The organism is Caballeronia udeis (genome assembly GCF_044909315.1).
Taxonomy (GTDB): Bacteria; Pseudomonadota; Gammaproteobacteria; order Burkholderiales; family Burkholderiaceae; genus Caballeronia; species Caballeronia udeis_A.
This window is the reverse complement of sequence record NZ_JBIYEB010000068.1, coordinates 1-13,319: the sequence shown is the minus strand read 5'-3', so window position 1 is coordinate 13,319 and position 13,319 is coordinate 1. Positions and strand designations below refer to the sequence as shown.

At 57.5% G+C, this 13,319-nt stretch carries 10 protein-coding genes and 1 pseudogene; 5 read left to right on the top strand and 6 right to left on the bottom strand.

The genetic code is table 11. The features are described from left to right. From ABH944_RS44130 to ABH944_RS44115, 4 genes and pseudogenes are all read right to left on the bottom strand, one after another. Positions 1 to 2,309, bottom strand: a 2,309-nt coding sequence (locus ABH944_RS44130) for a Tn3 family transposase (protein ID WP_404615648.1), incomplete at its 3' end; no start/stop codon positions are given. A 315-nt stretch (positions 2,310 to 2,624) separates the two neighbouring features. Then, positions 2,625 to 2,897 (bottom strand): hypothetical protein, encoded by a 273-nt coding sequence (locus tag ABH944_RS44125; RefSeq protein WP_404615650.1) that lies wholly within the window; start codon positions 2,895 to 2,897, stop codon positions 2,625 to 2,627. A 14-nt stretch (positions 2,898 to 2,911) separates the two neighbouring features. Then, positions 2,912 to 3,589, bottom strand: a complete 678-nt coding sequence (locus ABH944_RS44120; RefSeq protein ID WP_062084914.1) for an MgtC/SapB family protein — start codon at positions 3,587 to 3,589, stop codon at positions 2,912 to 2,914. A 132-nt stretch (positions 3,590 to 3,721) separates the two neighbouring features. Beyond that, positions 3,722 to 4,081, bottom strand: a pseudogene (locus ABH944_RS44115) (NUDIX hydrolase); the annotation flags it as partial. 1,301 nt (positions 4,082 to 5,382) lie between these two features. On the opposite strand from ABH944_RS44115, the gene ABH944_RS44110 reads away from it, so the two are divergent. After that, the gene (locus ABH944_RS44110) at positions 5,383 to 6,930 is read left to right on the top strand and encodes a methyl-accepting chemotaxis protein (protein WP_404615653.1); all 1,548 of its coding nucleotides are present in this window, start codon (positions 5,383 to 5,385) and stop codon (positions 6,928 to 6,930) included. 229 nt (positions 6,931 to 7,159) lie between these two features. Further along, positions 7,160 to 7,939: an HAD-IIB family hydrolase gene (locus ABH944_RS44105; protein WP_404615655.1), complete on the top strand. Its 780-nt coding sequence runs from the start codon at positions 7,160 to 7,162 to the stop codon at positions 7,937 to 7,939. Between the two features lie 1,037 nt (positions 7,940 to 8,976). Here the strand turns inward: ABH944_RS44105 and ABH944_RS44100 are convergent. After that, positions 8,977 to 9,378 (bottom strand): hypothetical protein, encoded by a 402-nt coding sequence (locus ABH944_RS44100; RefSeq protein WP_404615657.1) that lies wholly within the window; start codon positions 9,376 to 9,378, stop codon positions 8,977 to 8,979. Beyond that, on the bottom strand, positions 9,354 to 9,914 hold the full coding sequence (locus ABH944_RS44095; protein ID WP_404615658.1) for an HVO_A0114 family putative DNA-binding protein: 561 nt from the start codon (positions 9,912 to 9,914) through the stop codon (positions 9,354 to 9,356). The genes ABH944_RS44100 and ABH944_RS44095 overlap by 25 nt, the downstream gene beginning before the upstream one ends. A 477-nt stretch (positions 9,915 to 10,391) precedes the next feature. Between ABH944_RS44095 and ABH944_RS44090 the strand changes: the two genes are divergently transcribed. The 3 genes from ABH944_RS44090 to ABH944_RS44080 all read left to right on the top strand — a co-directional run bounded on the left by ABH944_RS44090 (position 10,392) and on the right by ABH944_RS44080 (position 12,749). Beyond that, the gene (locus ABH944_RS44090; RefSeq protein WP_404615660.1) at positions 10,392 to 10,607 is read left to right on the top strand and encodes an antitoxin Xre/MbcA/ParS toxin-binding domain-containing protein; all 216 of its coding nucleotides are present in this window, start codon (positions 10,392 to 10,394) and stop codon (positions 10,605 to 10,607) included. A 12-nt stretch (positions 10,608 to 10,619) separates the two neighbouring features. Then, on the top strand, positions 10,620 to 10,892 hold the full coding sequence (locus ABH944_RS44085) for a hypothetical protein (protein ID WP_404615662.1): 273 nt from the start codon (positions 10,620 to 10,622) through the stop codon (positions 10,890 to 10,892). Positions 10,893 to 11,972: 1,080 nt separating this feature from the next. After that, a complete protein-coding gene (locus ABH944_RS44080; RefSeq protein WP_404615664.1) occupies positions 11,973 to 12,749 on the top strand; it encodes a replication initiation protein in 777 nt (258 codons plus the stop codon). Positions 12,750 to 13,319: the final 570 nt, after the last annotated feature.

The following is a 13,319-nucleotide window of genomic DNA, read 5'->3' as shown; positions in this document are numbered from 1 at the left end:
TGCGCGGGCCTGCCAGCCAAACGGTCATCCTGTTGTTTGCTGTATGCCTCATTCCGGTGGCGGAATGATGACAATGTCCATGTAACAACAAACCCATGGGTGTCCACGGCGAGTTGCGCCACGTCCCTCGTTCCGCTTTGTCGAACGACGCCTTCGATCGCTGCGCCTGCTTGCCGCTCGTTAAGGATGATGGGTTGATCGTAGAAGATCCCCCAGCGGTCCATCACATGCGTGTACATGCCGATCGACGCGGTGCGCCGACGCGGGTCGGCCCGAGCCTGCCAGACCGTACGCGTTGTCTCTAGCGACATCATATCGGACGACGCCAGATCGGCACGACCCCAGTGCGCGGCGATCGGGTGGCGAAGCATGAATTCCAGCACTGCGTCGGCAGCTTGACGTAGTTTTCGTTCATCGGCGATTCGGTTCATCATTTGCCGGATTGCGGCGGGCGACAATTCTGGCACCATTCGCGAGATATCCGCAGCGGACAACGAAGTGCCGTGCGCCAGGACCGCCGCATACACGAGAAGCAGCTCGCTGCGTGAACGTGGCTCCCGTCCGAGCAGCAACCAACTGAAGCGCGTCGCGCTGTCGATCTCGAGAATGATTTCTGGCAGTTGGCCGCCTGGGTGCGAGGCAAAGATCGCCCGGCGCAACGGCTCCACTGCGGCGTCTTTGCCCTGTGCCGATAAAGCATCGAGATGCACGGCGGTGTCGATTCGCACGTCGCCGCGCACGGTCGCGTCGCGCAGCACCGCAAGTCCATGATCGAGATGCCTGATCAACGGTTCAAGGAATTCCTTCGCGTCTTGTGGCAGTTTCAGATGACCATAGTAATGGTTGCGCTTCGCGCTCCAGTCGTCGTACGGGATCAGCATCCGAGCTTGACTGCGAAATGCGAAGCTGTGGTCGACAAAGACTGACCCGTTACGCAACGCGACCCTCAGGGCAAACAGCGTCGCCCATTCGAATGCTGACAGGGCCTTGTACCGGTCGTAGCCGTCGATCGCTTCCCGCCATGCGCGCCCGAGTCGGATCGTGACGCGGTCCGGTAGCGTGTACGCCTTGCGCGCGTACAGCCCACGCAATACCTGCAACGCATCGGTCACCGGATGAGCGGTCTGCGCTTCAAAGGGCAGACGGACTATTTTGGCGAGCATCGCGCGCGCTTGTCCGCGCTTCGCCATGAGATGCGCACGGACGAGGCTCCGGCGACTCGGCGGCCGCACATCGAGCGCTTGATCGGCAAGCGCACACACCTTGTTACTGAGTTCGTCGCGAGACAGGGTTCCGTCGAGTGCAACTGCCTTTACCGCAGCCGCGAAATCCCGGATACGTGCCTTCAAGTCCGGGCGCGCGGCGTCGATGTCTCGAGTGGCATCGTTGACCGCTTTCTGAATCCAGTGGCGCAACATTCCCAACAACTGGTCGGATGCGGCACACAACGCATAGCGCATGAAGCATGCGGCTTCCAGTCGGCGCGACTGCGTTTCAATCCGGTTGCTTACCGACGGCGGCCGGTTCGCACAGCGTCTCGCGTAGTGGCGCACCAACGCGTCGTTGCAGTTCGCCGGCCAGCGGGAATGAACGCCGATTGCATACAGTCGATCGATCTTGGTGAATATCTCGCCCATCTGATGAGTCGAGTTGCGTAGAGGAACGGCCCACAGCCAGTGTTGCAGGCTCCCGTGCTCTCCATCGGGCCGCGGAAGGAGGTGTCCCCAATCATCCAGCGTCGACGCGCCAAAGGCGCGTGCCAGCGTATCGGTCAGCGCGACTTCGACGCCCTGGACGGCCTGTACGATCAACCGCTTGAGCAATCGATCATGAGCAATCAGAATGCGGTGCTCGTACAGCCACCGCTTCAACTCATGCAACAGTTGGCCGCGCTCAGGGCGACCAGACAGACGCTCCTTGAGCCAGCGCACGACATAGCGGCGTTGATGCTCAGCCATCGGACCGAAGCCGAGTACTTGGTAGGCCAGCATCTGATGGTCAACAAGTGTGTCGGTGCGCCCATCGTACAAGGAACGTAGCGTACCGAGCTCGGGCGGATCGACACCCAGTTGCTCGCCAAGGTGACTCCACAGGGCCTTCGGAATCTGTTTGTATGCGTCGAGCGTGCGTCCCGTCATGCGCACAAAGCCGATATGCAGCCCAACTCCGAGCCGATAAAGATCAGTGCGTCGGGCGTCGATCAACCCCCGCTCTTTGCGGGAGAACGTGAAGAACGTGGCAAGCTCGAACTCGTTGAGTTCGTCCGGGATCTGCCGCATGCCGAGATACGCTAGTTGCCAGTGCTCCATCGCGTTTTCTCCGCGAGCGTGATATGGGCCGACCAGCGTAGCGACACAAAATCTGCGCGGCAACCGACAATCGTCGGCGGGGAGCGAGACAAACACCCAAACAGCAACTCTTTGATTTAGTGAGATATTTAAATAGGGCCGCCACGCAAACCCACACCAGCGTTAGAGGTCGCTAGCCCAGTAAACTGCATCGAAATACAGGCGCCTCATAAGCGGGCTTCAATTCAAGCAAACGGAGGGTCTCAAAACCTCGACTGCTACGGACATTGTTAAGCCACCGCCAGTCACGCTAGTTCGCCGATTAGCGCTCGGACGCTATCGACTCTCTTGATTGAAAAGATCATCGACAATTCGCCGCGCAGCGCTGTAACCGCCCATCAATGCGTCTGCTTCTGTCGCAAACAGGCAACCGCCAGTCTCACCGAAGCGCAGCGGTGAAAATACCGCGATGGAATTACCTGCCTGGAAGATTCTGACTATTGCCACGTAGCCCACGCGCGCCGGAGTTCCGTCAGCCTTCCCCCAGCTTAAGTCGGATTCGACCGCCACAACCAGGGTATAGCCGTGATATTCGTATGTACGCGTCATGGCCTACTCCGTTTCTAACTGCCATTCCGGCATTCACGGACACCCGACATTGCTGCCAGCCGTGTACGGATCGTCGCGAACTCGCTGTCTGTCGCGCGTGATAGCCCGACCTGCACCTCGTCGAGTTCAGGGGCGTCGTCGGATTGCTGGACGATGAACTGCTTCACTCGAACACTTCCCGTACCCAGAGCGTTATGAATACTGTCGAGTGAGACGCTGCCGCGTTCGACCACTAGGGTTATATTGCGCTGCTGTTTGACCGAAATGAAGCGACGTTCGAGCGGCTTCACCCCGGCAAGAATGATAAAGATGATGACCGTCGCTCCGATGGCTGCGGTGTACATCCCACCACCGACCGCCAAACCGATTCCTGCGACCGACCAGAGGCTGGCGGCGGTCGTCAACCCGCGCACGATTTCGCCCCGCATCAGGATCGATCCCGCGCCGAGGAATCCAATGCCCGATACTACCTGGGCGGCGACCCGGGAAGGATCGAGCACGACGTTCTTCGTTCCCAGCACATCGGCAAATCCGAACGCGGAGACGAGCATCATCAACGCTGCGCCGACACATACAAGCATGTGCGTGCGCAAACCTGCCGCCCAGTTCATTCTTTCGCGCTCGAAGCCGATGACGCTGCCAAGTAGAGCCGCCAGGACGAGGCGAGATAGAAGCTCGATATTACCGATCACAAATTACCCCTTGATATCTTGGTGTTCAATCGGGCGTGAAGCCGTGTCGGCGACGGCGACGTGCGTCTGGCCCGTCCCGTTTCCGGACCCGTCAGGGTCGTCGATGGCCACCGACAGCGTTTCGCCGCGATTCTCGTGCGTAAGGAAGAGATCCACGATTTCCCGGGTCGGTATGCTTGTGACGAGCGTCGATATTTTGGTCGGGCTGAACCACCTGCACTTCGAGATTTCGTTACACGGTTCGGGGGACGCGTCCTGAGGAAGATCGACGAAAAAAACGAGATGTCGTTTGCTGAGGCCGCCAAACTGGAACAGGTAGGTGACCTCAGCACCAACAAGCGAAGTCTCTTCTTCCAGCTCGCGCCGGGCGGCGTCCAGCGGCGACTCGGAACGTTTTATGGTGCCGCCGGGCAACGACCACCGCGACCGCTCGCGCGCGACCAACAGCACTTTGCTGTCCCGGATGCATATGATGGTCGCCCTGGCTTTCATTCTCTCCCCTATAGGACACACGCTTGCTGTTTTAAAAGTGGATTATGGACCATGCGCAAATGTCCGGTCTGCCGGAGCGGCCGGAGGAAACTCCGTCGCTTGTTTATGCAGCATGCGCTTTGCCGTTGTGCGTTGAGTAACCAGTGACGTGCTGTGGGGTGCCTTACTGGCAAGGGGCGTCGATGGATCTGGTCCTTCCCTTTCCGCACAGTGGAGTAAGCTAAAAGTCAGTCCGCCTTTGTCGGGGAGAACAGGGAATGAAAACGCGTTCGGCACTTGAGATCTGCTTGCCGCTTGTCCTGTTCATCGCGGCGTGCGCCTCGTCGCTTCCAACGCTGATAATTGCTGTCGCCTGGATGACGATCGGCGTTATGTCGCTGGGGCACCGACCACTTGAAAGCTTCCCGACAGACGGAATCCGTCGGAAGTGGCTCCGGGGGTACCGGGGAGCGTGCCTGTTGTTCTACCACCTTGCCTGGTGGCCTTGGTACATGCGGACTCCTCTGCGAGACAGCGCCGATCGAATCGGAAGGCGGCTGTTCACCAGGAAGAAATCGCCGCGTCACGAGTCGGAGAATCCGCCGGGCAACCTGCCAACTGGCGGCCATGGGGAGGATAGTACGAGCGACGCACGTCGAGAACGGCGAGATTGACTGAACCGCAACCGAAGCGGAAATCAGATTATCGACAAGAGGGATGGATGAACCGGCCACGCCGGCATATCCCCAACTATGGCGAAGAAGCCGGCATCGACAATTGCGTTCTCATCCTGTGCAGGAAGCGGACATGCCCTGACTTGACGGCAGTCATGTTCGCGGACCGACCAGGGCCTTTCAAACGAGCATGACGGGTCAGAAGTATCCGCGAAGACCCGACTCCCGAGCGCTAACTACATTGATCGCCAGATCATCGACGAGGGGTCTGATCGGCTGCGAGGTTTGCGGCTTCAAGGCAACGAAGAGACGTTTCCGCCACCAGCTTCGCGGTAGTGGATAGCGCTGAAGCATTTATACGAGTGCCGACCCATGCACGGTGTACACACAAAGAGCCGGCCTGCCTGGCAAATGAGCGAATGTCGCCGACGCAGTGGAAGCATTCGAGACCGAGCGCTTCGACGAACTTTTCATGGATCGTTGATTTCCAACTAAGCCTCGGACTGTGACGGGCTTTCAAAAAAACTAGCGCGCACGAGCTTTCATTTTCTCCGTCAAGTTGTAGCTTCAGCCGCCGTAATACTGGGGAAGATTCAGATTGTTCAAGGGTTACGAGGCTGCCTCGGTACGCCAATCACTCTACGAGAGATGAAAATGCTCAGAAATTTCAGAATTGGCGCCCGCCTTGGCATTGCGTTCGCCTTCGCTGCCCTGCTCACGGCTGCCTTAGGCGCAACGGCGTTCGTGAAAGTGACCGCCATAACGGGCGAATGGCGCTCGTTCGAATCGCGCACGATGGCAAAGCTAAAGCTTGCAAATCACGCGCAAGCCGCCTTGGGCGATGGCGTGCATAACTACAAGGACTATGTACTTCGAGGTGACCCCTACGAGGCGAAGTTTCGTGAAAACATGCAGGACATCGACGAATCCATGAAATCGTTTCGCCTGCTCGGAGACGTTACGCCACAGGAAGATGCGCAACTGAAAAAAGCGTCCGACGCTGTCAACGACTACCGCCAATCGATGGAAACATTGACCGGCTTAACCAAAGGTGGGGCTTCGATTGAGCAGCGGGATAAAGCCGTTGCGGGTGCTGACAAAGCAGTTGCGGCGGCGCTTAAATCAATGATTGAAATGCAAAGCGCTCGGACAGTGGAGCGCGGCGCAGCAATCAGTAGTTTGGCTGAGACCGCTGAATGGTCTGTGGTCGTCGTCACGGTCGCAGCCCTGCTAGCAGCAATCATCTCTGCAACGGTCATCACGCGCAGCATTACCAAGCCCATAGGTGAGGCGGTACGTGTCGCAGAGGCGGTCGCTGCGGGAGACCTCACCGCTCGGGTATCTATTCACGGCAGAGACGAGACGGGGCGTCTGCTCGGCGCACTGGCTTCGATGAACGAACGGGTGAGCGCGGTCGTACGCCACATTCACGATGCGTCGGATTCGATCCTGACAGCGTCGACGCAAATCTCAGTTGGAAACACGGATCTTTCGCAGCGAACTGAGGAGCAAGCGGCGTCGCTACAGGAAACTGCCGCCAGCATGGAGCAGCTAACAGCGACCGTTAAGCAAAACTCTGCAAATTCTGATTCCGCGAAAGCGCTCGCGTCAGATGCCTCTGCCACAGCGAACAGCAGCAACCATGACGTAAACCGAGTGTCAGAAACAATATCGAAGCTCTCAGCCGAGTCAAAGAGAATGACGGACATCATCTCGGTTATCGAAGGCATCGCGTTTCAAACCAATATTCTTGCGCTGAACGCGGCCGTTGAAGCGGCGCGTGCCGGCGAGCAAGGCAGAGGATTCGCAGTTGTCGCAACTGAAGTTCGAACGCTCGCACAGCGAAGTGCCTCGGCAGCAAAGGAGATTAAGGAAATGATTGTGGCAACCAGTTCGTCGGTAACGACGGGAGCGACCGAGGCCCTTCAGGCTGGCGCGGCGATGACGCAAGTGACGGGCGCAATCGATAGTGTTGCTGAGCTGATGGCTGAAATTGCCTCGGCCTCCGCAGAGCAAGCTACGGGGATCGACCAAGTCAACCGGGCGGTGTCGCAGATGGACGAGATGACGCAGCAAAACGCCGCACTCGTCGAACAAGCGGCGGCGGCTGCAGGTTCGTTGGTGGATCAGGCAAAAGCTTTAAAGGCGCACGTCAGCTTCTTTAGGATTTCCAACGAAAACATCGCTCATGCCTGATGGGACTGGTTTTTGTGCGCGCGAGTTCGATATCGAAAAGATTTTGAATAAAAACAATAGGTCGTTGAATTCGCGACCGCGTCCGTTGACGCCTTGGACGTGGTCGTTAGCAGCCTGATGAGTCTCTCAGCTTGTCTTTAGCCCTCTTTCAGATAAACATTCCAGAAACAGGAAGAACAACTTTCGCGTCGACCCTCATAATTGGCGGGCAATCATTCGATAAAAGATCATGCAGACATTGTCTTTAGCGCCGCCCCTTCAGTTTTCCACGGTCCAATTCGTACTTACCGACATGGACGAGACATTGACCTACAAGGGTCGTCTGGCCGCAGCCACATACCTGGCCCTCGAGCGGTTGCAGGCAAGCGGCATTCGAGTGGTGCCTGTTACCGCCGCGCCTGCTGGGTGGTGTGATCAGATGGCGCGCATGTGGCCGGTTGATGGCGTGATTGCCGAGAATGGCGGCCTCTTTCTTAGGCGTGAGCCCAACAGCCACAGCGTCGAGCAAATTTACTGGCATCCTCCGGGGAGCATTGCCGATATACAGAAGCAACTTCAGGTGATCGCCGGGGTCGTCGAGGAGGCAGTCCCTGAGGCTCGACTGGCCGACGATCAAGCGTTTCGGCTAACCAGTCTTGCCTACAAACGCACGGGAACGGACGTGGATGACCGGATTGTCGAAGCACTCGTTGACGCAGGGGCTGATGCGACCATCAATAATCTTTGGGTACTAGGCTGGATTGGCGGCTACGATAAGTTGTCGATGTCGATCCGGGTGCTTGCCGAAACTTTTGGGATTAGTGCTGAGGCCGCTACTGAGTTGGTTGCTTATTCCGGCGACTCAACAAACGATGGGCCGATGTTCGGCTTCTTCAAACATACGGCGGGCGTGAGCACTATTGTCGATTACTTACCACAATTGCCCGTTCCCCCCGCGTGGGTCACCAGCGGTCCAGGGGGAGTTGGTTTCGTCGAATTCGCGGACGCGATTCTTAGAACACGGATTTAATACGCGCCTGTGGGGTCGTCGGTTAAATGGTTCGTCTGTTTTGGGGTGCGCTCACGATTCGGATGAAAACGTAATAGCCGCACCGCACAATCATGTAAATCAACGACCTCGCGCGCTTGTCTTGTCGCAGTCCATACCACGACTGCATGAGAAGCAGGAAGCCTTTCCCATAAAGGCGCCGCGGAACGCAATCGTCGGCGCGGGGTGAGACAAACCCCCAAACAGCAACTCTTTGATTTAGAAGAATATTTAAATAGGGCCGCCTCGCAAACCCGCACCAGCGCTAGAGTTCGCTAGCCCGGTAAACTGCATCAAAATACAGGCGCCCCCCCTAGAGAGCCGGGCTACGTGCGACTGCGCCACGGTTATGCGATTGAACGACTGCCGTGGTGGCGTTGATCTGTTCTGGCGCACTCCAGCCGCTGATTCGGCCAAAAAAAGCCCTTATAAGAAGGGACGGTAACCTTCATCAAGACTACGGCTATGGTGATAATGCGTTCCATTCGCCTGTCCGCGCAGGTCTGCTCCTCCCGCGTCACGGCGGGTTTCAAGTAACACTGGCAATCGGGGGCGCGGTCACCGACTGGGCGGATCGACCGGGACGTCTTGACCTGCAGGCGTTCGTATTGCGCAGTATCCGCGTGCGCCCACACCGGGAAACGTCAGGCTGCCGATCGCGCGACCCGATAGCCGTAGTCCTGACGCGCGGGCCCCGATAAATGTAGTCCTGGTAACGAGGTCGGTCGCATGATTTTCGTAATGAGCCGCGTGTGTCAGCGGAAAATCACAGCCGCATGCGGGTACGTGTGCGAGCAAGTCTTTTCATCAAAAGGCATACTGCGATGGTCCCGCCGGCGAGGAACGTTGTGATCATGTCAAGCCGGTCGGTGGCCCACGGGAAAATTCCGCTCCACACTGTCTGCCACCCCAAATAGCGCATCAGGAGCGCAAAGCTCAGGACGATTCCTGCCAGGCTGGCCGCACTGACCAGTACCACGAGTGTCACTATTCCAAACAATCGAGACCACGTCATCGATTCAGATTCCTTTGATTGCTTTTGCGCGGCCGACGGTCTCGAGGGCCGTGAGAAGGCGCCCCCGACTGGGTTCGTCATCCATCAGGAAATAGTCGGCCGGCGTTGGCTCGCCCACGCCCGTTCTTGGAATAAAGCGTTTCGCAGGATCACTGGTGGCGTTATCGCGGGAGTCGTCCGACACCAAAGGCGCGTCTGCATCGAGTGCCGCGATAATTTTGTCCATCTTCATCGGGTCCGACAGGGCGTCGTTTATAAACTCGGCTGCCCGCAGTCGTCCCTCTTCGGTCGTGGGATCGACGTGCCATCCCAGTTTGCCGAGTGCTCGTGCGATTGCTTCTGCGGACACCTCCGCTTGGCCGAAACCGGTGTCGTTATGGGTTACCTTTTCGTCGAACGTCGGCATGTCCTGACCTCTCGCGATTCAACGGGATCGGTGGGGTCATCATAACGTTGTACAGAGCCGCACAGCCGTTCTAATGGCGCCGTCTCGCGCTCCGAGCCACTGCCAGACAGCACGAAGTCGACATGCACGGCGTCATATGGAAACACCACCGCACCGTTAGCATTGACATCCAGAACACCCGCGTTGAGTAGCGCCCGCACGTCCCGATGCACTGTTTTACTGGCGCGGTTTACGCGCCGTGTAATTTCATCAACGGAAATCGGGCCGCCGCTGATGACGGCCTGAATGAGGGTCCATCGTGCCGGCGTGAGGGTACGAAAAAGCAGCTCCGGCGACAAAAACGAGATATACGAGCCTTGCGCTTTGCCGTGCCAGGTCGCGACAAAGCGAGTGCCCATTTCCTCGAGGGTCGAGACGCCGAGAGTGATGATGTGCATGGAGGAGCCCTGTATCGCCTCGTCCATTGCTTCGACACTTATGGGCTGGCGTGGCGCACGGACGATTCCCTTCAGGGCCTTGATATTCAAATCCGTCATGTAGGTCACCGCTTCCGAGTGGAGGTGATAAGTACAGCCTGTTCGATCGCGTCATTTACAAAGTCGCATCGCCTAGCGCCTCGAGGTCGCCGCCGCAACTGACCGGAATATTGGTTGAATCCGAGACCAGCGCGCGCGATGGTTGCCGTTGACGACCATCGGCTGCATGACTGCACCGGTAGCGTCATTAAACCCGAATTCGTAGCCCTTTACGGCCCGGCGCACTTCAGGGGCAGAGCGTGCAGGATTCCAATCAGGTCGGAGACAGTCATGAACGAATCTCAAGGCAGTCGCAAAAGTGCGTCCTGTTTAATGAGATGAGCGGCCGGTCAGCCATGTTTGATAAAACAGGTTAGCACGAGGACTGTCGGCGCCGGGAGAGTGCCAAGTCAAGCAAAACGGCAATTGCACTCGCTTACTTTCCAAGTAGCCTCCTAGTGTAGATTCGAAGCAACGGTGCAGAACGGAGATCTGGACATGGACACCAACGCGAGCGACCGGCTGCTTCGGATCGCCGCCGTGACGAAAAAGGCGACGGACGTACTCGGGTCTCGTGTCGCAGCGGAGCACTGGCTTGCGACGCCGGCGATCGGACTTGACCAGTGCAGGCCTGTGGATCTGCTACAGAGAGCGGAAGGCTTGGAACTGGTCATTACACTACTCGCGCGGATGGACCGCGGCGTCTACACGTAATTTTCCTTAGTCATGCGATTCGAAACCATTCAATATGACAATGTGCCGGAAGACGGCCAGATTGATGCCGGCGCTGTCGTACCGGTCGACGGTAAATCCTGGCTGAGCCCACCGGACGGCGGCTGCGGCATTCCGCCGTGCCCGTGTTTCTGCGGCCACTTCTTCATGCGACTCTTCCCGAGGGACGACCAAGGCGTGGTGTTTGGATACATCGCTGAATTCGACACCCGCGAAGAACTCGAAGACATCAGCGGCAGATGGCTCGCCTCGACAAGCAGGCGATGAAGTGACAGCAAGGCAACGCTGACGGCCTCCACGAAGTCCGTCTCGGTAGGACGGAAGCGCCTCTAGGGTCACCCACATCTGCACCCGGCAGGGCTGCCATGGCCCGGAAAACAGCCCTGGCATGCAAGCCTGAGGGCAGGGATACTCCCTCTCCTGCAAAACTTTTAGGGCAGTGTTGACCACAGTCCTGATCGCCGGGGAGAGGGTCCGGCGGAGCCGGACGTACCGAGTTGACCGGTCGGTGTGGCCCGAAGGGACGCGCCGGCCGGGCTTTACCCTCGGCTTGGGCGGTCAGGATGGCCCGGAGGGACGTCCTGAACGGCCGTAGCCCCGGCACCGCGATGTGCTTGCCGAATCAGGTGGTTTTGTTTGGTAGCGCAATGGCTAGTGGCCGTGGAGCTTGCCGTGTGCGTTAGAGAGGAAGGGGAAGTGTGGGGTATATGCGAGGCTGAAGTTCTGCGCACGTGGGCGATTTGAGTTGGCCGCTCGGCGCGCTTGCGCGCCGTCCATGGTCTGGATAAGTGGTTTTTATGTTGAGGGTTTGCTCTCGCGCCTTAGGCACGCACTTGTTTCCTCTTTGAGTTTCCGCACGCTTGTTTGTATATAGGTTTGTAGAGGTTTGTAAAGAGCTGAAACCCAAGCCAGGATTGGGTTTGCGGGGAGGTCATCTGACAAATTCCCACCCAAATCTGACATTTTCCCATCCAGTCTGTCGTTTTTACACTGTTATCCACAAGGTTGAACTCTGACAAATTCCCACTCAAATTCAAATGCCGGGGCGGTTGCACAACTGCCTCGCTTGCTGGGTCAACTCTGACAAATTCCCACTCAAACTCAAGTTGGCTGAGCGTCTGCGCGCTGCCTCCATTGCAGAGTCAACTCCGACAGATTCCACTCTCGGGAAGTTGCAGTCGAACGAGGATATCTCGGGTGCTATTGGGATCGCTAACTCTGACAAATTCCCACTCGCGTGCAAGACGTCGTGGAGGTTTGTTCCCGGCATTAATTCTGACATTACAAGTTGTTGACAGAAAATCGGCTCACTGTCATGATGATATGACGTCAGAATACAGGTGCGAAATGGCTGAATCGAGAAAGAGTGTGCATGCTTCGGGCATGGCGGATACGGCGCTGTCGGAACGGTTCGTCAACATGAGCAACGCACTCACACGGGCGGCTCAAGGCTTGAAGCTGATCGAGAAGAGACTAATCTCGGCAGCCATTGCTGAAAGCGATTCCGTCGAGTTACGTAAGCTCGCCGCCGCGCTAGGACCTAACCAGGGGTGGCGGATCAAATTATCGGCGCAAGATTACGCCGCGACCTTCAGCATCGATCAACCGACGGCTTATGTGCAGCTACGGGAAGCGGCAGAGTCGATTTTCAATAAGTACATTCGCACCATAGAACAGACTCGGAGGGGCGAGAAGGAACTAAAGTATCGCTGGGTGTCGGGGAACACTTACCACCACGGGGAAGGATGGGTCGAAGTGAATTTTTCGCCCGAAGTCGCACCCTTCCTGCTGGGTCTGCGAAAGGAGTTCACGACGTACAAACTCAAACACACCGCCGCGCTTCGCTCAGTCTATTCATGGCGGCTAATGGAGATGTTCGTCCAGTACCGTGATACCGGCCTCGTACGAATTAGTTTCGACGATTTCTGCCACGCAATGGAAGCTCCCCCTAGCTGTCTTAAGGATTTTGGCCAACTCCGGCGCCGCGTGATCGATCCCGCGGTTGCAGAACTGACCGGAAAGGATGGCCTGCTGATCGAGTGGACGCCGACGAAGCAGGGCGGCCGGAAAATCACGGGGTTGGAGTTCAAATTTAAGCCTGACCCGCAGCTCTTTCTACTCTGACGCCATTTGACGACGCATGACTATATGGGTAGTTGTCAGAATTCGCAGTAAATTTCTACTGCTCACCAAATCGAGAGCCTAGTTTCAACGTTGAAACTAGGCCGCTCTACCACGTGGTAGAAACTAAGTACGTTGCCATCGGATGGCCTGTAATGAGAAGTATTTACATTTAATTGGCCGCTTCTACCGAAGCGCGGTGCGCTCGGGAGGCTCCGCACTCCTTACCTCGCGACGCTAAACTCGAAGTCAAAGGCGGCAATGGCGCGACCCCGTCCGTCCCGGTGCACGTCGTCCATGGCGACTAGCGCTGCAAGAAACGGCACGACCCCTACATAGTCCAATCGTACGGGTAGCCTGTTGGCGCCGTGGCCCTTTTGGGCGTTGCCAGTTTACCGCGAGTCCGATTGACAAGAATTGTCATGCCCGACTTGAGCCATTCTGCCACCCGCCCCCCGTTTTTCTCGGCGAAGGTACAGAGCAAAGAACCGGAGAGAGGTCAAGCGCGGTGTTCTGAATCATCACAGGATGATTACGTTGAGGCCCATCCCGAGCCAGGGCGTGCCCAAGCGG